This is a genomic window from Oceaniferula spumae, assembly GCF_042849255.1.
Lineage (GTDB): Bacteria > Verrucomicrobiota > Verrucomicrobiia > Verrucomicrobiales > Akkermansiaceae > Oceaniferula > Oceaniferula spumae.
In genome coordinates this window covers 972,651-994,315 of the sequence record NZ_AP026866.1, presented here as the reverse complement: position 1 = coordinate 994,315, position 21,665 = coordinate 972,651, and the positions used below count along the sequence as shown (strand labels likewise).

Annotated in this window: 17 protein-coding genes; 14 read left to right on the top strand and 3 right to left on the bottom strand. The window is 51.7% G+C overall.

Features of this window, described 5'->3' with window-relative positions:
• Positions 1–25: 25 nt before the first annotated feature.
• From ACSPJT_RS04260 to ACSPJT_RS04230, 7 genes are all read left to right on the top strand, one after another.
• Positions 26–1,747 carry a hypothetical protein gene (locus tag ACSPJT_RS04260; RefSeq protein WP_435895129.1) on the top strand — a complete coding sequence of 574 codons (1,722 nt, stop codon included), beginning with the start codon at positions 26–28 and terminating at the stop codon, positions 1,745–1,747.
• A 38-nt stretch (positions 1,748–1,785) separates the two neighbouring features.
• Positions 1,786–2,400, top strand: a complete 615-nt coding sequence (locus ACSPJT_RS04255) for a TPM domain-containing protein (RefSeq protein WP_435895128.1) — start codon at positions 1,786–1,788, stop codon at positions 2,398–2,400.
• Between the two features lie 17 nt (positions 2,401–2,417).
• Positions 2,418–3,230, top strand: coding sequence for a hypothetical protein (locus tag ACSPJT_RS04250; protein ID WP_435895127.1), 813 nt, complete (start codon positions 2,418–2,420; stop codon positions 3,228–3,230).
• A gap of 567 nt (positions 3,231–3,797) precedes the next feature.
• The gene (locus ACSPJT_RS04245; RefSeq protein ID WP_435895126.1) at positions 3,798–5,063 is read left to right on the top strand and encodes an NTP/NDP exchange transporter; all 1,266 of its coding nucleotides are present in this window, start codon (positions 3,798–3,800) and stop codon (positions 5,061–5,063) included.
• Between the two features lie 129 nt (positions 5,064–5,192).
• Positions 5,193–7,121: a fructose-bisphosphatase class III gene (locus ACSPJT_RS04240; protein WP_435895125.1), complete on the top strand. Its 1,929-nt coding sequence runs from the start codon at positions 5,193–5,195 to the stop codon at positions 7,119–7,121.
• Positions 7,122–7,295: 174 nt separating this feature from the next.
• Positions 7,296–8,681: a magnesium transporter gene (gene mgtE / locus ACSPJT_RS04235; RefSeq protein WP_435895124.1), complete on the top strand. Its 1,386-nt coding sequence runs from the start codon at positions 7,296–7,298 to the stop codon at positions 8,679–8,681.
• A 48-nt stretch (positions 8,682–8,729) separates the two neighbouring features.
• Complete coding sequence (locus ACSPJT_RS04230) at positions 8,730–9,890, top strand: alpha/beta hydrolase-fold protein (protein WP_435895123.1); 1,161 nt, start codon at positions 8,730–8,732, stop codon at positions 9,888–9,890.
• Between the two features lie 24 nt (positions 9,891–9,914).
• Here the strand turns inward: ACSPJT_RS04230 and ACSPJT_RS04225 are convergent, their stop codons facing one another.
• On the bottom strand, positions 9,915–11,546 hold the full coding sequence (locus ACSPJT_RS04225; RefSeq protein WP_435895122.1) for a fumarate hydratase: 1,632 nt from the start codon (positions 11,544–11,546) through the stop codon (positions 9,915–9,917).
• A gap of 131 nt (positions 11,547–11,677) precedes the next feature.
• Here ACSPJT_RS04225 and rpsN point away from each other — a divergent pair, with 131 nt between their 5' ends.
• The 7 genes from rpsN (at position 11,678) to ACSPJT_RS04190 (ending at position 20,927) form a co-directional block, all read left to right on the top strand.
• The gene (rpsN, locus tag ACSPJT_RS04220) at positions 11,678–11,947 is read left to right on the top strand and encodes a 30S ribosomal protein S14 (protein ID WP_435895121.1); all 270 of its coding nucleotides are present in this window, start codon (positions 11,678–11,680) and stop codon (positions 11,945–11,947) included.
• A 64-nt stretch (positions 11,948–12,011) separates the two neighbouring features.
• Positions 12,012–12,272 carry an FmdB family zinc ribbon protein gene (locus ACSPJT_RS04215; RefSeq protein ID WP_435895120.1) on the top strand — a complete coding sequence of 87 codons (261 nt, stop codon included), beginning with the start codon at positions 12,012–12,014 and terminating at the stop codon, positions 12,270–12,272.
• Complete coding sequence (locus ACSPJT_RS04210; RefSeq protein WP_435895119.1) at positions 12,272–13,678, top strand: hemolysin family protein; 1,407 nt, start codon at positions 12,272–12,274, stop codon at positions 13,676–13,678. The genes ACSPJT_RS04215 and ACSPJT_RS04210 overlap by 1 nt, the downstream gene beginning before the upstream one ends.
• A gap of 6 nt (positions 13,679–13,684) precedes the next feature.
• Positions 13,685–14,137, top strand: a complete 453-nt coding sequence (locus tag ACSPJT_RS04205) for a hypothetical protein (RefSeq protein ID WP_435895118.1) — start codon at positions 13,685–13,687, stop codon at positions 14,135–14,137.
• Positions 14,138–14,310: 173 nt separating this feature from the next.
• A complete protein-coding gene (locus ACSPJT_RS04200) occupies positions 14,311–18,942 on the top strand; it encodes a lamin tail domain-containing protein (RefSeq protein WP_435895117.1) in 4,632 nt (1,543 codons plus the stop codon).
• Between the two features lie 120 nt (positions 18,943–19,062).
• On the top strand, positions 19,063–19,866 hold the full coding sequence (locus tag ACSPJT_RS04195) for a PEP-CTERM sorting domain-containing protein (protein ID WP_435895116.1): 804 nt from the start codon (positions 19,063–19,065) through the stop codon (positions 19,864–19,866).
• Between the two features lie 173 nt (positions 19,867–20,039).
• A complete protein-coding gene (locus tag ACSPJT_RS04190; RefSeq protein ID WP_435895115.1) occupies positions 20,040–20,927 on the top strand; it encodes a tyrosine recombinase in 888 nt (295 codons plus the stop codon).
• On the opposite strand, the gene ACSPJT_RS04185 is transcribed toward ACSPJT_RS04190, so the two are convergent.
• Positions 20,890–21,285 carry a hypothetical protein gene (locus tag ACSPJT_RS04185; protein WP_435895114.1) on the bottom strand — a complete coding sequence of 132 codons (396 nt, stop codon included), beginning with the start codon at positions 21,283–21,285 and terminating at the stop codon, positions 20,890–20,892. The two genes, ACSPJT_RS04190 and ACSPJT_RS04185, sit on opposite strands and share 38 nt — an antisense overlap.
• Entirely contained in the window at positions 21,282–21,650 is a 369-nt protein-coding gene (locus ACSPJT_RS04180) for a hypothetical protein (RefSeq protein ID WP_435895113.1), read from the bottom strand. Before ACSPJT_RS04180 ends, ACSPJT_RS04185 begins: the two co-directional genes overlap by 4 nt.
• Positions 21,651–21,665 lie beyond the last annotated feature (15 nt).

Genomic DNA, 21,665 nt, shown 5'->3' with positions numbered 1-21,665 from the left:
GGATCGTGCCACAGTATCAACGCCTATGAGTGACAATGAATCATCTTCCGACGCCGAGTCCCCAAAACCTGAAGTGACTGGAGACGCTGGCGCTGCCAAGAAAACCACGAAAAAGAAGTCAGCTAAGAAAGCGGCAGAGCAGCTGCCGGATCTTAGCTCGCTGAATTTTGGACCTGCGTGGGCGCGTAAAGACCAACCTAAAAAAGGCAGAGAGGCATCATCTAAGAGAAGAGACTCTGGGAATAAAGATACACGGTCATCCGGTCACAAACAAGGTGGACGTCGTGACGACCATCGAGGGGCTGGTCAACGAGAGGGGGGGCGGCCTAGGCGCAATGACAACCGTGGTCGCGATTCACGCGATGGCGGTCGTGGCAGAGACCGTCGCGATCATCGAGATCGGCCACCACTGGTTCCCGCACCGGACGGTTTCAAAGCCCGAATCATGCCGATCGAAGAAGGCTTGGATGCATTAGCTAAACAAATTTCTGCGACAGGTAGAACTCACTCCGTCTTTGATCTCGCGTGGCTTGTGCTAGGCGGATTGGAGAGATTCCATGTCATCTTTGAGAGCAAGAAAGATCCCATTTACCGGAGTCGCAGCGATCATTCGGTCTGGCTCTATCAGAAGGAATGTCTCGATCATTTTTGGAACCATGGGGGATTGGAAAAATACTACGATGAGGAAGTCACCGAGGTGGAGCCTCCCAAGGGTAATTTTCAGTCAGTAGCCCGCTGTGGATTCAGCGGAACCTTGATCGGACCACCCAACCATCACGCCTACCAGCAAACGCTACTGGATCTTCACCGTGAGCGATTTTCAAACATGCCCTTGGATCGCTATAAACAGAAGATCACCATGGAGCATGGCGAGGAGGCAGTTGAGGCGTGGTTGGAAAGCATGAAAAAACACGTGCGCTGGCGTCCCAAGAGCGAAACTCCCAGTTCTGATGACTCTAAAAAAGAGACCGAAGCCCCTGCGGAAGCAAGCTCAGATGACGCGACTGAGGCTCCCAAGACAGAAGAGGCACCAGCCCCAGTCATTGAGGAAACCGTGGTCATTCTAGATAATCGCCGTGAGGTGGAACAGCATTTCATTGCCAATGGTTTTGAAAAGGAGTTCGAGAGCGGAACGACGATTTCCAGCCCTGGAAACATACCTGCTAAGTTGATCAGCCCGGCTCTCCTAACACTTCAGAAAAACACAGTCACGGAAGCTCGTCGTTACCCTGGCGATCTGGCTTCCATTCTCTGTCGTCAGATGAGTGGCCGTCACTTGGCTGTCTTCAAATGGAAGAAACGTCTCCACTGTGGTCCGGCCCGGCCAAAACACGTGCCTGATGACTTGGTCATGGCTGATCGTCCCACCGCACTCTTTAAATGGGTGATAGCCAATCCAAGTGGAAACATCGATGCCATGTGGAAAGAACTTCTCCCCAAGGATATCGACGACGATACCCGCCATCTCTGGTATCACGATCTGCACTGGCTCATCAACGAGGGCTTTGTTCTCCTGTTCTCTGATGGCACACTGCACGCAGCCAAGGAGTTGGAAAAACCAGCAGCCAAGAAAACGGCTAAGAAAAAGACTGCAGCGAAACCAAAGCAGCCAAAGGAGGAAAAGAAGCCCGAGGCTCCGGTCGAACCACCAGCCGAACTCAAGAAAGCGATTGAAGCTGCCGACATCCCCGAGGCCGCACCCGAGGAAAAAAACGAGCCTGATGCTCCAGCTGATCCTAACAAATAAATAGTTAGTCCAGCGCACCCCCTGTTAATTGCTCAGCCGTGCCTGAATCCCGAACCAAACGCAAACGTTACCCCGCTCGGATTTTCTACCGCGCGATGGTGGTGTGCCCGTCTTGTCTTCAGCGGTTCAAAGAACAGGCAGAGCAATGCCCGCGTTGTGGCTTTGACGCCCATGCCACAGTGAGGCAGTTCCCATACACGCCGCCTGTGTTAGATCGCTTCATGGATCACGCCAATGTTACCGATGAGGCGATCCGGGCAGATGTCATCGCAGCTTCAGATCAGTTAGTGCGCAGATTCCCACAGCTGGGCATGTACTTCTGCATGGTGAATTTAGAGGACGATGTCAATTTGCCGGAATTTGGTTTCTGGATGATGAATGCCTGCCGATTACAACATGGACAGACCGAAGAGGAGAGGGCATGGAGTATCCTCCTATTGGTGGACGTGAGGAGGGGGCTGGTAGCCGTCACTCCTGGATACGCGATCGAGGCTTTCATGGAAGACAGCGGGTGGGAAAAGCTGCTCACCGATATAGCACCTCAGTTACAAACGGGTGATTATCGAGAGGCTTTGTTGGGCTACATCAATGGTGCTGAGGAACTGCTCTGGCAGGCCTCTGATAAAGTCCGGAACACGATCAAACTGAAATGACGACTTTGGCCACAGGCATGAACTCTATCAGCGGTCTATCATCGATCGTGCGTTGGCTCAATGTGTTCATGTATGCGGCTCTGATGCTCACTGGATCTGTCGTCACGGCTCAGGTGGATGAGAAGGACGCCATAGCCCGCGCGTCAGAGCCTTTCGTAGTTCCGCCCCGACCCATCAACCATGTGCTTGACCAAGCGCGTTGGTTGAATGGAGAAGAACGTGAAAAAATTCAAGAGGAGCTTAGTCGTCGATTTATTGAACAGCAGGTGGATACCTATCTGGTCATCTTGAAAGACACACCTCCTCAAGGGACCCAGGCCTTCGCCCAGCAGGTTGGTGCCGTTTGGTCCAGAGCCCCTGTTTGGTGTGTGGTGATGATCGTGCCCGCCGATGCAGCAGGAGTACACGTGGCCGGCAGCGGAGTTGAAATCCCACAACCGACCATTGAGAAAGCCTTGGCGGACGCTCTGAAACGAGCGAAACGCGAAAACACCCCCAAAGAGCGGGCGTTAGCGGCATGCACCGAGTGTGCGGATGATTTGAGATACGTCTACGCCGCAAACCTTCGTAAAACGGAGCGGAATGTGGAGGCCAGAGACAAAATGATTGTCGGGAAGACTCAAAAAATCAAAAAACTCAAATTGCTGGCGATCGCCGCGGGGATCTTGATGATTATTGGAGTTGCAGCACTGATCTTCATCATTCGAAAATTGAAACGCCGCAGAGCATCCTTCACATTTCCTGACACGGTGTGGCGCGAGCGTTTTCTCGGCCCCCACAGTGGAGGTAGCGGGATTGTGGTTGGCTTCCAGCGACAGGACACTGAGTAATATTGCCTTCGATCGGTTCTTAATTGATGCAGCCGAATGTGTAACGGGTCCGGTGATTGTAGGTTTCGTTTTTCCGCAGAAGGGTCGAAGAAGATTGTGAGGCAATGGTCATCGATGGTGGCGTCTCTAATGTGGATAATGCATAGGTGCTAGTGGATACAGGCTATGGTTTACAATGGCGGTATTGATAGATTGCTCTGGGCAGCGTCTTTATTATTTCATTCATGCTTCAAGTAAGGGGTGCTAACAAATAAGATCTAGGCACTTCTTCGCGATTAGCACTTCACTCTCAACATTGGGGAATAATAAAACAGCTGACTGCCGTATCTATCCGGTCACCACATCAATATGAAAACAGATTATCGTATTCCCTCGCTCCTGCTCTCTAATTTGGGTGCACAGTTTATGGCTCCAGAGGTATTCGCTGATAATTGTAAGGAAGTAGTCCACCACGTGAGTAAAGAAGGGGTGACTCCCAAAAACCACAGTGGTCTACGCTGTGACCATGCTAGCCGCCTTCCTTGCTAACATGACGATTTCATTGTTCACCTTATCTAATCAGATTTAATGCATCCTCTAACCGCTTTTTTTTCCCGCTCTACTCAGATCAAGCCATCCGAGATTAAGGCAGCGCTGACGGCGTTTCTCTTCATCTTTATCTTGATGGCGTCTTACATGATCATCAAGCCAGTGCGTGATGCTCTTCCCAGTGATTGGGGTGATGTTACTCTCGCTGAACAGTGGACGCTGACCTTCATCGTATCCACCATCGCGGTTTCCATCTATAATGTTTTTGCTTCCAAGATAGCACTGCGCGTGCTCGTGCCTGGGGTTTTCGTGTTCTTTGCGATGAGTTTCACGGGGCTGTATGTGGCCTACAAATCAGGTGCGGAGGTGACTCTGCTGGGTAAGATTTTCTACGTTTGGAGTAGTGTGTTCAGTCTGTTCCATATCTCTGTTTTCTGGAGTTTCATTTCACAGCAATATTCGAAAGAGGAGAGCAAACGGATCTTCGGGTTCATCAACACCGGTGCCAGCGCCGGTGCCATCTGCGGACCTCTACTCGTCGTGCTTCTCGCGCAGAGTATGAGTGTGGCAAACACTTTGTTAGTAGCCAGTGGAGGACTATTGCTCACCCTGCCGTTGATCTGGAAACTAAACATCTATCTCAACCGGAACGGGAGTGATGCCGAGGGGAACCAAGAGCTCAGCCCGAATCCATTTTCAGGTTTTCAGGAACTGATCACACACAAGCGTTTGCTGGGAATCGCAGCATTCATTTTCATGTTCACCAGTATAAGTGCATTTCTCTATTCCACACAGAAGAACGTGCTGGCTGAATTTTCTGAGGAGAAACGGACCTTTTGGCTCGGTCTGGTGGAGTTGGTGACGAATAGCTTGACGATCATCATTGGTATTTTTGCGACCAATCGACTGTCGCGTAGGTTTGGTATGCCTGTGACGCTCTCTCTTGTTCCTTTCTTGGTGGCGGCTCTGATTCTGGTCCTGAGTGTGAACCCTGTGGTGCTCTATGTTCTGGCGCTTCAGGTTGTTCGCCGAGCTGGAAACTACGCCATCACTCGTCCGGCGCGGGAGATTCTGTTCACGGCAGTGGATCGTGAAGCCCGCTTCAAGACCAAGCCTATTATTGACGTAGCCGTCTACCGAGGTGGGGATGTGTTCTGGATTTGGATTATCGCCATGCTAGGTGATGGTTACTTTAACTTGGGCCTTTCAACGATCCTTTGTGTCGGTGCTGGCATCGCGATCCTATGGGGTGTGATCGGAATCTACTTGGGTAAAAAACACGATGCGGACGAAGCTGAAGATTGAGCCTGTGGTCCGTATTTTTGAGATGGCGTATGAAAAACAAAGGCTCTGTTAGTCAATGACTGTGTATGACGGACGGTGCCATGATTAAGGCTGGCCACTTGGTGTGATGAAATTGAATATGTTTAGGAAATGGTAGACCTGTTACATCTGGTATTGGCAAAGGAGTTTCCCAGTAGGGAGGCGGCTAGTTTTGAGATTGCGGCCCTGCGGGCTCAGCTGGAGACGCCGAAGGGCGTGGTGCATGTGATCAGCGATATTCACGGTGAGGCGCGGAAGCTTCGACATGTGATCAATAACGCATCGGGAATGTTACGTCCGGTGGTAGCGCAGCTGTTCGAGGGCGAGTTGCAGGGTGAGGAGCTGAAGCAGTTTTTGCAATTGCTGTATTATCCGACAGAGAGCCTGCAGATGAAAGGTGTACATTTCGGCGAGAATCAGGATGATCGCTATGAGTGGGTGCTGAAGACATTGCAACGGCAGTTCGTGGTGATCCGGCATTTGATCAGAACCAAGCGGCGGAAAGAAATCAACGACTACGCGCCCAAAGAGTTCCGGGAATTATTCGAGATACTACTGAATTTTCCGGCCGGAGGACATGGTGAGTGTGTGCTCTATGTGCAGATACGAGAGCTGGTGGCACGGGGGATGGATTTCCTCGCGATCCGGGCAGCGGCGCGGTTCATCAGAAATGTGGCCGTGGATGAACTGGTGGTGGCCGGTGACTTGGGCGACCGAGGTGCCAGGCTCGACTGGGTGGTCGACTACTTGATGAAACAACCGGACGTCAGTCTGGTGTGGGGGAACCACGATGTTAGCTGGATGGGAGCATGTCTCGGACACGAGCTCTTGATAGCCTTGGTCCTGCGTGTTTCGTTGCGTTACCGGCGTATGTTCCAGCTTGAGGAAGGTTACGGAATTTTGACCAAAGCTCTGGAGCAGCTCGCCATCGATGCCTACGGCGATGATCCGGCCGAATGTTTCAAACCAAAGCGCGGCGGCGAGCGCGACGAACGCCTGATCGCGCGCATGCAGAAGGCGATTTCTATCATCCAGTTCAAACTGGAGGGACAAATGGCAGAGCGTCATCCGGAGTGGGACATGGCGGATCGGAATGTGATGAAGCTGATCGATTACGAGGCAGGCACAGTGACTCTCGATGGAAAAGTCCATCCGTTGCGTGACTCCTTATTTCCTACGGTCGATCCTTCGAATCCGAATGTTCTCTCTCCCGAGGAGGAGCACTGCATGAAGCGCTTGGTGGAATCCTTCACCAGCTCATCGAGACTTTGGGATCACATGAACTGGGTGGCCCAACGGGGGAAAATGGCTCAGGTCCGCGACAAGGCTGTGATTTTCCATGCCTGCATCGCAGTGGATGAGGATGGGCAATATCAGAGTCTGGAAGTTGACGGTAACGAGTGCCGCGGACCGGAGCAGTTTGATGCGTTCAATCGCGTCGTGAAAAGGGCATTCCGTGCAGGAAGCAGGGCCGAACAGATGGACAAGGACTGGTTTTACTATCTCTGGGCGGGGCCTCGATCGCCCTTGTTTGGTAAGGATAAGATGGCGACCTTTGAGACTTATTTTGTGGAGGATAAAGCAGCTCATGCCGAACGGCGTAACGCTTGGTTTGACTGGATCCATGACGCGGAGTTCTGCGACCGTGTGTGTGGTGATATGGGCGTTCCGGAAGGGGGGCTCATCGTCAACGGGCACGTGCCAGTGAAGGTTGAAAAAGGGGAGGAGCCAGTGAAGCGTGGAGGCAATGCGGTCACGATCGATGGTGCCTTTTCAGAAGCCTACGGCGACAGAGGGTATACGCTTATTTTATCGTCAACGGGAGACTTCCTCGCGGAGCATCACGGGTTCAAAGACCCGGTCAGTGTGGTGCGTTCTGGAGAGGATATTGTGCCCACCATGCGCGAAGTGAGAAACTATGCGCAGCCGAGGCAGGTCAAAGACACGAACAAGGGTCGGAGAATTATGAAACAGATAGAGGCTCTGGAGCAACTGCTCGATGCCTACTCAAGTGGTGAAGTGGCTGAAGGGGAGAGGTAGGTTGGTCTGAGGGGAAAACCTTTCCTGAAAAATAGACCGCTGCCAGTTCGCAAAGATTCGTGCCTGATCGGCATCGAAGGTTTTCAATCCACGAGTGAAGTGATGGATTGTTAGGGGCTTTGTTTGTGATGGAGTGGAATCTGTGTAGTTTCTTCTTACCGGAGAAACCACACCATGATTGAAGAACCACCCATCGAGGCTGTAGAACTGCCCGCACGCTGGAAGCGACTCATCGAAGCCATCGATGCTAACGACGTCGTAGCGGCACACGATATTCTGGAGTCTGCCACAGCAGACGATCAGCGGCGTATTGTCAGCCAGCTCGATATCGAAGATCGCGAACGGCTATGCCGATTGCTGCCGGTGGGTGAGACCGCGGAATTGATCGAGAACCTTGCAGAAGCGCAGGCTGTCGAGATGCTCGAGGAGATGCCGGCCGACGTGGCCGCAGATGTTCTGGAGGAATTGCCCGCAGACCTGAGTGGTGACTTGCTGCGTGAACTGGATGATCGTAGATCCGAGGCGATTCTCGCTGAAATTGACGACCTTGAGGAGTCCAAGGATCTGCGTGAGCGGGCTGGCTATGAGTGGGATAGTGCTGGTGGTTTGATGTCCGATCACGTGGTTTCGTTTCCAGAACACGCCACCGTTGCCGATGTCTTGGCAGAGCTTGGAAACAATGCCGAAGAATACTCCGATGACGAAGTGCAGTATTTTTACGTCACCGGAGAAAACATGCAGCTGACCGGTGTACTGGCACTGCGCAACTTGGTCTTGGGCCGTCGCAGTCGTAGTATTGGTGAGCTGATGATTCCCGGACCAGTGGCCACCACGGTGGACACGGGCTTGGAAGAACTGCAGGATCTTTTCGAAAGTAAAAATTATCTGGCGTTCCCCGTGGTGGATGCAGCCGGCCAGCTTAAAGGTATCGTCTCTCGGTCCGCAGTCAACGAAGCGCTTTCTGATGCACAGACCGAGGATTATCTGAAATCCAGCGGTATCGTCGGTGGTGAGGAACTTCGCAGTATGCCGCTGAGAGAACGTTGTGTTAGACGCTTGGCTTGGTTGGGGCCTAACATTTTGCTGAACCTTCTGGCGGCAAGTATCATCGCGAGCTATGAGGACACCTTGCAGTCGGTGATCGCACTGGCCGTTTTCCTGCCGATGGTATCTGACATGAGTGGTTGTTCAGGGAATCAAGCAGTCGCAGTCAGTATCCGCGAACTAACACTGGGTATTATCCAGCCACGCGATTACGTGCGTGTATTGCTCAAGGAAGTCTGGCTTGGACTGAATAACGGGGTGGTGTTAGGCATTGTGCTCGGAACTCTGGCGGCGATATGGAAGGGGAATGTATACCTCGGTCTCGTCATCGGCGGTGCGCTGATGTTGAACACCATTCTATCCGTTGCCATCGGTGGTCTGGTGCCGCTGATTCTGAAGAAATTCAAAGTCGACCCAGCGCTGGCTTCCGGTCCCATTTTGACGACCTGCACAGATATGAGCGGCTTCTTCCTGGTGCTGAGTCTGGCCAATGTGGCGATGACTCGGCTGGTCTGAGTGGTGTTCTTTGCGTGCAATGCGTGAGAAACGTGCCAGAGTTGAATCATGCGCTTCCTTTTTCTGTTGCTACTTCCCGTGCTGTGTTCGGCCAAGACCATTGAGCTTGGATTTCCTGACTTGGCCCATCGCGTGAAAGTCCAGCTGCCGGATGAATACGATGCATCGAAGAAGTATCCGGCGTTGTTTTACTACCACGGTGGTGGAGGCAATCCGGACACATCACTGATGCGACATCATGTTGATGGACGCGAATGGATTGTGGTGGGCATGACCTATTATCAACAGGGACGTCTGCAGGGCACCAAAGTCGAACTCGAGAAGGAGTTGACCCTATTCCGATCCGTCCGTCGTCATCTGGCCGACAAGTATAACATGGACCAGAAACGCTGCTACGTTGCCGGCTTCTCCAAAGGTGGTTACATGAGTGATTTTTTGTTGCAGGCGGTGCCTGATCTGGCAGGTGGGGCAATCATGGGGGCTGGGCATCTTTACAAAGTGAATCCTGGCAATACGCGGAAATTCAGTCGGAAGAAACCCGTGTTCATAGGTGTCGGTAGGCTCGATGGTGGTTATTATTTCAGTCTCAGAGCTGTGGTGTTTTACCGAAACCTGGGAGCGTCCACTACCTTCGATGTGTGGCACGACATTGCGCATTCCATGCCCAAGGATGGATCGACAGCCCTGCAACAGTGGCTGGTCCTGCAGACGACCTCACGAACGAAAGTGGCACCGGTTGCACAAAAGGAAATGGAGCAGGAGTTTCAGTCGGCGGCAAAGCTCGACCCCTTCGACCGCTGGATCAAGCTGCGGCAGTTACGTGGTTACCCATACGCCTCGCTGGCGGGCGACGCATTCGAAAAGAAATTAGCTTCCGAGATCGAAACCTTGGAGAAAAACCCGGCAGTTGCGCCTGAAGCATCGATACTGAACCGTCACCACAAAATCCTCTTTCAGGAAATCAGCGACAGTTCGTTAGAGAATCTGAAAAAGGCCAATGCCGCCTACCTTGAATTGCTGAATCAAGCTGCGAGTTCGAAGCAAGCTGAGCTGGTGAAGGGTGACTATCAGCGAACTCGTCAGATGATCGAGCAATACAAAAAGCCCGAACCCGATGGCGACAAGGGGGACAATGATCCTTTCGCCCCGAACAAGCCCAAAGACCCGGAGAACAAGCGCAGGATACCGAGAAATCCTTTGGTTAAATAAGCCAAGTGGCACTAGCCGGATTTCCTAACAAACGGGACACTGGCTTAACTGCTGGAAGAAGTCGTTGCCTTTGTCGTCAACTAAGATGAACGCGGGGAAATTCTCCACTTTGATTTTCCAAACGGCCTCCATGCCAAGCTCAGGGAAATCGACCACCTCCTGACTCTTGATGTGCTCCTTGGCTAACAACGCAGCCGGACCACCTGCAGAGCCTAGGTAGAAGCCTCCGTGTGTTTTGCATGCATCGGTAACCATCTGCGAGCGATTGCCCTTGGCGAGCATCACCATGGACGCTCCGTGTTTTTGGAATAGGTTCACATAAGGGTCCATTCGGCCGGCAGTGGTCGGGCCGAACGACCCACTGGCCATGCCCTCAGGCGTCTTGGCCGGGCCGGCGTAGTAAATAGGGTAGTCCTTGATGTAATCCGGAATGCCTTCACCATTTTCCAGCTTCTCCGCGATCTTTGCATGCGCGATATCGCGGGCGACGATGATCGTGCCGGTAAGTGAAATGGCCGTGGTTACTGGATATTTTGATAAAGTGGCGAGGGTCGCTTCCATGCCTTGATCGAGATCGATTTCGACCCCCTTGAATTTCCAGTCGCGGAACTTCTCCGGAATGAATTGTCCGGGGTTGGTTTCTAATTTCTCAAGGAAAATGCCATCCTTGGTGATCTTGGCCTTGGCCTGGCGGTCTGCAGAGCATGAAACACCCAGTCCCACAGGACAGGACGCACCGTGACGGGGGAGTCGGATCACGCGCACATCGTGGGCGAAATACTTGCCGCCAAATTGAGCTCCAATGCCCACCTTACGCGCTTCTTCTAACAAGGTGGCCTCTAGTTCGAGGTCGCGAAAGGCTCTGCCGTGTTCATTTCCAGAAGTGGGAAGTTCGTCGTAATAGCGGGTCGATGCCATCTTCACCGTCTTCAGGCAGGTCTCCGCGGAGGTGCCGCCGATGACAAAGGCGAGGTGATAAGGAGGGCAGGCGGAGGTGCCGAGGGTTTTCATTTTCTCAATGCAGAACTCGACCAGACGCTTGGGATTTAAAAGAGCCTTGGTTTCCTGATAGAGGAACGTCTTGTTCGCCGAGCCGCCACCTTTGGTCATAAACAAGAACTTGTAGGCATCTCCTTCGGTGGCGTAGAGGTCGATCTGTGCTGGCAGATTGGTCTTGGTATTGACCTCGTCATACATGTTGAGCGGAGCGCTCTGGGAGTAACGTAGGTTTTCCTCCTGGTAGGTTTTGTGAATGCCGAGTGAAAGCGCCTCGGCATCGTCAGCACCGGTCCAGACCTGTTGGCCTTTTTTACCCATGACGATAGCGGTTCCGGTATCCTGACAGCCTGGAAGAATACCTTGGGCCGCTATTTCAGCGTTTTTCAGAAGCATCAGGGCGACCATGCGATCGTTTTCCGTGGCCTCTGGGTCATCGAGGATGGAGGCGACTTGCTTCAGGTGGCTGGTGCGCAGTTTGAAAGAGACCGCTTTGATGGCTTCGTTGGCCAGCAGGGTAAGAGCTTCCGGCTCGACTTTGAGCATTTCACGTCCGTCAAATTCGCTGACGCTGACGTGTTCACTGCTGATTTGCTCGTATTCCGTGGTGTCGGGGCCGAGAGGAAAGGGGTCTTGGTAGAAAAAAGGTGATGAGGCCATGATGCGCAGCAAATAAAGGTGGGAGCGGGGCTGGAAGCAATCGGAAACAGGGGGCGAACAAAGAAAAATGCACTTTTGATCAAAAATGACTTGATTTACCCCTGTGAGCAGCTATCTCCGCCCCCCCAATTATGGCTAAGAAATCATGGATCGCGCGCAACAAGCGCAAACAAGCAACTGTCGCTAAATTTGCTGACCTGCGTAAGCAGCTCAAGGAAGAGAAAGACTACGTCGGTCTCAGCATGCTCCCTCGCGACTCGAGTCCCACTCGCGTGGTGAATCGTTGCGAACAAACAGGTCGTCGTCACGGATTCCTCCGTCGTTTCAAGCTCTCACGTATTTCGTTTCGTGAGCTTGCTTCGCACGGCATGATTCCCGGCGTCACCAAGTCTAGCTGGTAAGCTGGACCGCAGTGTGATACTTTTTTGACGCAAGGCGGTGATTAGCCCGTCTTGCGTCTTTGCTATGCCCCTATACGACTATATCTCAGAACACCCCGATGATCCGGAGCGAAGTTGTCGCGTCTGTGCACGGGGGTTTGAGTTGCGTCGACCGATTGACCGGCCACCACTTGAGGTGTGCCCGCTTTGCCGCCATGCGGTCAAAAAGCTGATCAGCAGGGTCAATACCCCTAAGATCACCAAGCCCTTCTCTGTGACCGATGCCAAAAAGGCAGGGTTCACTGTGTTGGAGAAACGTGACGAGGGTGTCTATGAACGACAATAATGAGCGCGACTATTGACATCCTTGCATCAGCTTCAGCTCTCCATACCACCTATCCTTCACCGGATCTCGTGGCGAAGTATTTGATCGGCATTACGATCTTCCTGATCCTCAATGCTCTTTTTGTGGCCGTTGAGTTTGGTCTGGTCAAAGTCCGCAAAAGCCAGCTCATCGAGGTGCAGGGGAACAAGCCTGCCCAAGCGAACCTTGCTCTGCATGCTCTGGGGAAACTTGATGGGTATCTCTCCGCCGGTCAGCTTGGGATTACCGTAGCATCTCTTGTGTTGGGTATGCTGGGCGAGCCATTGGTGGCCCATTTTGTCGGCCCGTTTTTGCTGGATGTTGCTCCAGGAGCCCCAGTTTGGATGGTGCGCGGTATTTCCATCACCATTGCGGCGGTTTCCTTCTCCTTCGTCCACGTCATCGTCGGAGAGCAAGTTCCCAAGGTGCTGGCGATCCGTAAACCTGTTGGCACCACACTTTATCTCATCCGTCCGCTACACCTGTTCTACAAATTCTTCGGTTGGGCGATCTGGATCATCAACAGCACGGCGAATTTGATTCTGAAAAAAGTCTTCCGTGTCGAGCCAGCTGGACACGGCGATGTGCATAGCGCTGAGGAGCTAGCTCTTCTGGTGGAGGAAAGTGGCAAACATGATGAGGTCACCGATACCGAGCGTGAGATTCTAATCAATGCTCTGGAACTCAATGACATCAGCGTGCGCGAAGTGATGACACCACGCAGCGACGTCATCGCTCTCGATGTGGATGCTCCTTTCCAAGTGAATTTAGATCTGGCTACTCGCAGCATGCACACTCGATTTCCGCTGGTTAAAGGTCACCTCGACCACGCTCTTGGCCTGATTCATATCAAGGATATCCTCACCGTCGTCAACGATGAGAACCCTGATCTGATGAGGATCAAGCGTCCGCTGAAAGTTGTGCCTGAAACGATGGCCCTCGACGTGCTTCTGCAGTTTTTCCTCAAGGAACATTGCCACCTGGCGATGGCTGTGGACGAACACGGCGATCCAGCTGGCCTGGTCTTCCTCGACAATGTCATCGAGGAGCTCGTAGGTGATATTCAGGATGAATTTGACAACGAGGAGGACAATTCTTTCCGCCGACTGAATGCCAACGAGTTTGTCGTTGAGGGATCAATGACTCTCAATGAGCTCTCCGATCATGTCGAAGCCCTTGATCTGGAAAGTGGCGAAGTCAGCACCGTAGGTGGCTACATCACCCGTGAACTTGGCTGTATCCCCGAACCAGAAGCAACTCTGGAGGTGGAAGGCTATGAGGCGATGGTCACCAGCACCGATGGCCGGCGTGTAGAACAAGTGCATTTCCGAAAACTTGAGACCGATGACTTAGGTGACTTGGTAGAAGGTGAAATGGTAGAAAAATAGGTATCTATGGAGCAACCGGAGGAAAAATCGAACAGCACCCGTAAGAGTATTATTTCTACAGTGGCTCTCATAGGTCTCCTCTTGCTACTCATGTATGCTGCCCCCATGCTCTCGGAAAAGCTCAAAGAATGGTCGGAAAAAAGCAAAGCCGAGCAGAAAGCTGATGTTTCTTCGGAAGAGCTCTCATCACACGGCCCGGAAGTTTCTCCGGAATTGGCCCAGTGGTTACCACAGATAGAAGCTCAGCTTCCTAAGAACGAACAAGGTGGTCCAAAATACCAATTATTGCATGTAAGATTGAGCCAAGATAGCAGCCAGCTGTTACTCGATCTCCAAGAGCAAAAAGAAGAGGGAGCCCAGCGCGTAGACATCATTCTTTCACGCGATCAATTCGGCAGATACACTAGCGAGGATGAGGCATTTCCGATGAGGGTCTATCCGCCAGCGGCTTCCCATTAAGGCCTCATTCCTGAGTTTGAAAGTAGAGCAAACTTTGACCTTTTAGATGGCTGATTACTCCGTTTTTTGATGTTGAATAGATCTATTATTTAGCGATCTTTCGATTAATGCTCAGCAACAGACTGAAAAACAATGGATTATATAAAAGGTGCAGTCGCCTTTTTTTCACTTGCTTGAGCATCGCGGGCATCGCCTCGGCGCAGTCCACAGAGCCCATTGATTTGAGCGTAGGCACTGCCGCACAGAGCACGACGCTGGATGACTATGACGCATCTCATGCCATTGATGGTGTTTCAAATTTCACCCACACGATCGCAACAGATGATGACCCCACTTGGCAAGTTCTCCTGCCAAGCAGTAAAACATTTAACGAGATAACACTCGTTAACCGCGGCGGCAATGGAAGCTGGACCTCACGGCTGCGTGACATCACCGTGCAGGTCATCGATTTCAACGGAAACGTCAACAATGACTTTGATGGAGGCACGGTGGTTTATTCATCACCACTTCTGAACCCTAACAATGTAGAGAACTCACCTGCTAGTATTACTGTGAATGTGGGGGCCGCCACTGGCAACATGATCCGGGTCATACGTACCCCAGGCGCAGCTGAGACATCCGATAGCCGAGTGCTTTCCTTGAATGAAGTCACTGCTATTGGATCTAGCAGGCTCATCTCTTTCACCAGCAACCGCGCTTCCGTGACTCCAGGTGATCCAGTCACATTGAGCTGGGTGGTTACACCTGATGTAACAGGGCTCCAGATCGATAACGGTGTCGGTAACGTACTGGCCAACACCACTGCCGGGCAGGGGAGCATCGTCGTGAATCCAGGCCCGAATGCTGCTACCACTTATCAACTAACAGCGACCGATGCCAGCGGTAGCTCTGTGGCGACCACCACGATAGCGGTCGTCAACGAACCTCTCATCTACTCTTTCACGGCAGACGGTGACTTCATCCCTCCTGGCTCAAATGTCAACCTGAGCTGGGATGTTGGGGGGAATGCAACAAGTTTGACTTTGAATGGTGCCAATGTGGCAGGGAGCTCAGGCACCGTGGTTTCCCCGACCAGTGACACTGACTACGTTCTAGTCGCGTCCAACGCAAATGGCACCATCACAAGAACGATTTCCGTAAAAATCATCCAGCCAGGAGTTCCAGTCATCAGTGAGTTTATGGCCGCGAACGACTCTGGCCTGATTGATGTGGATGGCAATCAATCAGACTGGATCGAACTCTACAATCCGGGTGCTGATCCAGCACCTCTGGCAGGGTTTTATCTAACCGATGACCCCACGGATCTTACCAAATGGGTCTTTCCAAATGTAACCATGGCACCTGGTTCTTACCTGATTGTTTTTGCTTCTGGAAATAGCAGAACTGATCCGGCAGGGGAGCTGCATACCAATTTTTCCCTGAGTGCAGATGGTGAATACCTGGCTCTAGTGAAGCCTGACGGGAGCACGATCGACTCTGAGTTCAGCCCTACCTTTCCTAGCCAGCAGAGTGATGTTTCCTATGGATTGGATAGCTCGACCACGACGGGTGGTTATTTCCTAACACCCACACCAGGCGCTACAAATGGCGAAACCATTGCTGGCTTTGTGAAGGACACCAGCTTCTCACATGATCGAGGTTTCTATAGCGGTTCGATTCAATTGGAAATCACCAGCATGACCCCCGGTGCTCAGATCCGGTACACCACGGATGGCACTGAGCCGACATCGACCACTGGCTCCATCTACTCCACGTCCATCACCATCAACCAAACCACCACTATTCGTGCCGCCGCCTACAAGGATGGGTTCGAGCCTACAAATGTAGATACTCAGACATACATTTTTAAAGCTGATGTAATCGCTGATTCTAACATGGACACCGGAATTACTCAGGATTCTGTCTATGGCCCACAGCTTGATGCGGCTCTAACAGCCATTCCGAGTATTGCACTAACGTTTCCTGGCGATATCGAACGAGAGGAAAAAGAGGTCGCTATTGAGCTGATTAATTTCGAGGATGGGCATAAGCAGGTCAACGCAGGGATGGAGCGTTTTGGTAGCTACAACACGGACTTTGCCAAGCGCGGTATGCGGATCAATTTCCGTAGCAAATACGGCCCGGGAAAATTGGATTTCGATCTGTTCGAAAACCATGTTTGGAAGAGCTTCCAGCCTGCAGAGAAATATGATGCCATCGAACTTCGTGCTGGTAACCATGACATGTCCCAACGTGGAGCTTATTTATCGAATCGCTACGCCGATGATGCCCTGCTCGATATGGGCCAGATAGCACCACACGGTCGCTTCGTGCACGTTTACGTCAATGGCCGATACTGGGGGCAGTATCACCTGCGAGAGCGCTGGAATGCATCCATGCTCTCTGAATATTTCGGTGGGGATAAAGACGATTACGAAGCCATCAATGCCAATAATTCAGGAGGGAATTTCCAAACTGGCGAAGCTTACGATGGCACAGGGGATCAGTGGGAGGCCACACAGACTCTCATCAATGGCTCGACACCCTTCACGTCTGCCCGTTCACATCTAGATATCATCGATTTGATTGATTTCATGTTACTCTGGACCAATGGAAATGCGGAAAGTGAGTTCCGTGCTGCTGGTTCTGTGCCACTTGGGGTTCCGTTCAAGTTCTACATGAAGGATGGCGATGGTTTCTTACGCAATCCTGCAAAAAGCGTAGATCACCAAGGTCCTCTGAGCGCGATGAGTCTGCTGGCTAGTGAGGGGGATCCTGACTACGAGATGCTATTGGCGGATCGTATTCAGAAACACTATTTCAATGATGGCGAGTTGACTCCCGCCAAGAGCATCGAGCGACTACAAGAGCGAGTCAATGAGACCCAGCTTTCCATCATCGCAGAATGCGCCCGCTGGGGATACCGCACTCCTGCAAGCTGGCAGTCTTACCAAGATAACCTGATCAATAACCAGTTTCCTGGGCAAACGGCCAGCATGATTACCAAGTTCAAGAATGCTGGTATGTATCCAGCTATCGATGCCCCTGTTTACAATCAGCATGGAGGCACTGCACCAGGTCTAGGACCAACGATTTCTGTTACAGATACGAATCTGAAGGTATACTATATCTTTGGCCCCTTGGATACGGATCCAGACCCCTATCGTCATTCGCTGGACCCACGCCTCCCTGGAGGTGGTATCAATCCCGCTGCCACGGTGATCAACTACGATGGCACCGGCGGAGTGCCAACTAACTTCGTGCAAACCGGAGATAGCTGGTCCTATCTGGACGATGGCTCGAACCAGGGCACGGCATGGAGGGCCAAATCCTTCAACCATAGCTCATGGGCAAGTGGTCCATCCGAGCTGGGCTATGGCGACGGTGACGAGGCTACGGTTGTCGGCTTTGTCGATGTGGATCCTAACACCAATGGTATACAGAAGAATGTGACCACCTATTTCCGGAAATCGGATATCAACATCGCTGATCCATCCCAGTATGAAAATTTCACCATCAACTATTGGTACGATGATGCCATCGCCATCTACGTTAATGGTGTCGAGGTCGAGCGGGTCAATCTGAACGCAAATGCAGCCTATGATGATTTCTCCACAGGCACAGTGAATGACAATGCCTTCGGAACTATCACTCTGCCCATTTCCCACTTCTCAGCAGGCAACAACACCATCGCGGTGGAGGTCCATCAGCGCAGCCAGACCAGCTCCGACATCAGCTTTAATCTGAATCTGGTAGGAAATCTACCTGGCTCAGGGCAGTCTGGATTTGAGTCAGATGAAATCCCTGTGACCGCATCCGGATGGCTATTGTCCCGCACCTACAATACCAGCACCGGTGAATGGAGTGCTCTTAACGAGGCCTTTTTCACTCCAGATCCAATAGATGCAGACGCCACAAATCTTGTGGTTTCCGAGGTCAACTACAACCCGGCGGATGCTTCCACCTCGGCAGAACTAGCCATCACCACGGACAAGGATGATTTTGAGTTTGTTGAGCTGAAAAATGTATCACCCTTCCCAGTGGACGTTTCAGGTGTGGCCTTTACCCAAGGGATCAATTTCACCTTTGGTCCTAACAATGTCATCCCTGCTGGTGGACGACTCATTATTGTAAAAAACAAAGCCGCTTTCTCAGAAAGGTATAGCTCAGCTCTCAGTTCCGTCAGATTTGGCACCGACAGCATAGGCAGTAGCGAGTATTCAGGTAACTTGAGTAATGGGGGAGAACAGATTATTTTAACGGATGCCGCAGCCAATGTCATTCATGACTTCACCTACGATGATGTGGCGCCGTGGCCAACATCAGCTGATGGTAACGGCTTTTCCATGGTGCTGCTAGCTCCCGTCATCCCTATTCCAGATCATAACGTCGGTAGCAACTGGGCTGCAAGCGCCCAACCGGGAGGGAATCCTGGCGCCGCAAGCCCCGCTGGATTTGCTGGGAATCCGGATGCCGATGTGGATGGTGATGGGTTCAAGGCGATCATCGAGTATGCGCTTGGCACCAGTGATACGAACTCACACGACACTCCGTTTACCACGGGCGTTGCCCCATACACACTAGGCCAAGAAACCAAGGACTACTTCACCATCAGCTTTAAGGTCAATCAGCATACTCGGAATGCCCTTACCGTTACCGCCCAGATCTCGGAAGATCTAAGCTCTTGGAATGGTGCGCCCGACATCGTGCTGGTTTCAGAAACCGACAATGGCGACGGAACCACCAGCTTTGTTTATCGAAGTGCCGTGCCCTATGGCGAACGACCATCTGGCCGCGAGTTTATGCGGATTAAGGTAAATCAATGATGACCGGGTATAGTTATACCTAGTCGATTGGCTAGGTTGTCTGAGCGGAGCTCATGTGAATAATGAGCATGTCTAATCAGAGACATCGAAAAACCAAACCTCGAAAAATAAATACACACAATGAAAATGAATCAATTTTTAACCTCAGCAGCGATTTTTGCGATGCTTCCCATGGCAGCTTCTGCGGCGACGATTAGCTGGGCACCATCAGAGAACTTGTATCAGGGTAACACGACTCAAGCTTTTGTCGATACGTCAGGTACTTTAGCGGTTGCTATGAATGCGACTGATACGACTAGTCCCGTAACACCCTTGGGGGGCTCAGTAACCGTCAACGGCGTCGCTTTTCAACATGGTGGCTCAGGTGACGTAATTACTGGAGTCGGTGGCGAGTCGATTACGCTGGCAACAGGCGACAATAACTTTGGAGCATTCGATGATGGTGAATTTTCAGGTGATGGAGCCATCTTTACTCTCCTTCGAAGCGGATCATTTCGTTTGGAGTCGGTAACATTGGCAGGCCTCACAAGTGGCTATACGTACCAAATTCAGGTTTTCACGAATGACGCTCGCGGCAACCGTCACGAATTTTTCCAAGTCGGCTTAACGGATGGAACAAGCCTCGATGTAGCTGACATTACAGGAATTTCTGATCTCAACAACAGCCCAGTAAATGGTGATCCACCAGTCTTCCCACAAACAAATGCTGGTGATTCGATCATCGGTTCGTTCGTTGCTAATGGTAGTACACAAACTTTCGGCGTCTTTGGCCGCGATGCGGATGGAGGAACATTCACCAACGGCGGTACTGGAGCCTCACAAATCAATGGGATTCAGCTTCGCATAACCGCAATCCCTGAGCCATCTTCCGCAGCCCTTCTCGGCCTCGGTGGACTTGCTCTGATCCTGCGCCGCAGGAAGTAGTTCTTAGCTCTCAAGCTTTTCAAAGCCGCCCTATTACGATAGGGCGGTTTTTTTGTATCCACAATCAGCCGCAACTAGAGATGTCCGAGCTGCTTGTTGGCAAAGCTATTTCCTTGGATGGACAGTAGGATGGAAGGTTTGATCTAGAGGAGGATTAAGGCTAGCGTGCACTTGTGACTTCGCAGATCGATCATTTCTTGCTCTACATCGCCACCGAGCGAGGACTTTCAACCGCCTACCAGCTGTCGGTGCGGCAGTCTCTTGATGCATTAGCGGCATGGACGGAGACAAAAAAGGTCACCTCATGGGATGATATAGGCACGGCAGACCTGTCCACTTTTCTAGCCCAGCAAAAAGACGGAGGCATGTCGGCCTCATCCCTACGCATCACCATGGTGCATTTGAAAATTTTCTTCCGCTTCCTTGTCGCCCGAAAAGTCACTGTGGCTGATCCTGCCGAACCTTTGCTGCCGCCCCGAGGAGATCTGCATCTCCCGGAAACTCTCAACGAACAACACGTCGCGACTTTGTTGGAATCGGTGGATGTTGGCAAACCGCTCGGTAAGCGGGACAGAGCGATTCTCGAGTTGTTCTACGCATCCGGTTTGCGCCTCTCCGAGCTATGCGGCGCCCGACTCGAAAACCTCGACCTCGATGAACACTTCATCCGTGTCACCGGCAAAGGCAATAAAACCCGTTTGGTGCCTGTGGGAGGAAGAGCCTGTGAAGCAGTTGCCGATTATCTGAAAAATGAACGTCCGGGATTGGTGAAAAAGAAAACCTCTTCATGGATTTTCCTGAGTGTTCGTGGCGGTGCATTAAGTCCCGAACGGGTCCGTGAAATTGTTAAACAGCGGGCGAAGGCGGCAGGCTTGAATCAAACGGTTTACCCACACTTGCTACGCCATTCCTTTGCCACCCATCTACTGCAAAACGGTGCCGATCTCAGAGTCATCCAAGACATGTTAGGCCACGCGGACATCGCCACCACCCAGATCTACACCCACGTCGATCAAAAAGGGCTCAAGTCCGTGCACCAGAAATTTCACCCGAGGGGTTAGACTGTTTGTTTGTAAACTGCAGACAGAAAATCAAAAAGGCGACACTGCTGATGACCCAAGCGATGCTGCGCAGGTTAGTGACCAGCCCCATCAATGTGAAAAGTTGATCGAGACTTGTGGAAGAGCTGCCTGTGAATAGTAAATCAGCAACCGCAGGAACCATCATAAGCATGGAAAATATTCCGTTGAGGGCGGCTGTGAAAGCACCTGTTGCAGAGGAGATGAAAAGCACTCTGGCGGCCACCGATCGATGGTGTTTCCACCAGATGAATGAGCACCAGAACAGCGCCACGGTGAGCAGGATGGAGACGAAGAAGCTACTCTGGAGCAGGAACAAAGCTAGTTTGTCGTGGATCATGATTGTGATTGGTAGTGCATACGCCGTTGAAGGGAAGTCTGCAGCCTTGCTTCAAGAATGAAACCAACGATGCCAAGTATGCCTCCCAGGATGATGATCAAATATTGCCCCCAGAAGACCCACTTGTGCCATCGGGGCAGTGAGGACATATGCTCGAAAGCTATCATGTAGGGGTTATATTTGATTTCAATGATCTCCAATGCCGCTGCAATGTTGAAAATGGAACTCAGGGTGATAATGGAAAATCCGATTACTAACAATCGACGCCCAGCTGTCTCTTGCAGTTTTTTAAGTTTGATGGAGCCAAACAAAAACAGCGAAGAGCAAGCCAGCGCTAAGAAATAGAGGTGTGGAATCTCGGACATGGATAGTGACAGATC

What these genes read in the sequence shown, in the direction of transcription:
- ACSPJT_RS04260 (WP_435895129.1), top strand. Translation starts at nt 26, where the DNA reads ATGAGTGACAATGAATCATCTTCCGACGCCGAGTCCCCAAAACCTGAA.
- ACSPJT_RS04250 (WP_435895127.1), top strand. Translation starts at nt 2,418, where the DNA reads ATGAACTCTATCAGCGGTCTATCATCGATCGTGCGTTGGCTCAATGTG.
- ACSPJT_RS04245 (WP_435895126.1), top strand. Translation starts at nt 3,798, where the DNA reads ATGCATCCTCTAACCGCTTTTTTTTCCCGCTCTACTCAGATCAAGCCA.
- ACSPJT_RS04240 (WP_435895125.1), top strand. Translation starts at nt 5,193, where the DNA reads ATGGTAGACCTGTTACATCTGGTATTGGCAAAGGAGTTTCCCAGTAGG.
- mgtE (WP_435895124.1), top strand. Translation starts at nt 7,296, where the DNA reads ATGATTGAAGAACCACCCATCGAGGCTGTAGAACTGCCCGCACGCTGG.
- ACSPJT_RS04230 (WP_435895123.1), top strand. Translation starts at nt 8,730, where the DNA reads ATGCGCTTCCTTTTTCTGTTGCTACTTCCCGTGCTGTGTTCGGCCAAG.
- ACSPJT_RS04225 (WP_435895122.1), bottom strand. Translation starts at nt 11,546, where the DNA reads ATGGCCTCATCACCTTTTTTCTACCAAGACCCCTTTCCTCTCGGCCCC.
- rpsN (WP_435895121.1), top strand. Translation starts at nt 11,678, where the DNA reads ATGGCTAAGAAATCATGGATCGCGCGCAACAAGCGCAAACAAGCAACT.
- ACSPJT_RS04215 (WP_435895120.1), top strand. Translation starts at nt 12,012, where the DNA reads ATGCCCCTATACGACTATATCTCAGAACACCCCGATGATCCGGAGCGA.
- ACSPJT_RS04210 (WP_435895119.1), top strand. Translation starts at nt 12,272, where the DNA reads ATGAGCGCGACTATTGACATCCTTGCATCAGCTTCAGCTCTCCATACC.
- ACSPJT_RS04205 (WP_435895118.1), top strand. Translation starts at nt 13,685, where the DNA reads ATGGAGCAACCGGAGGAAAAATCGAACAGCACCCGTAAGAGTATTATT.
- ACSPJT_RS04195 (WP_435895116.1), top strand. Translation starts at nt 19,063, where the DNA reads ATGAAAATGAATCAATTTTTAACCTCAGCAGCGATTTTTGCGATGCTT.
- ACSPJT_RS04185 (WP_435895114.1), bottom strand. Translation starts at nt 21,285, where the DNA reads ATGATCCACGACAAACTAGCTTTGTTCCTGCTCCAGAGTAGCTTCTTC.
- ACSPJT_RS04180 (WP_435895113.1), bottom strand. Translation starts at nt 21,650, where the DNA reads ATGTCCGAGATTCCACACCTCTATTTCTTAGCGCTGGCTTGCTCTTCG.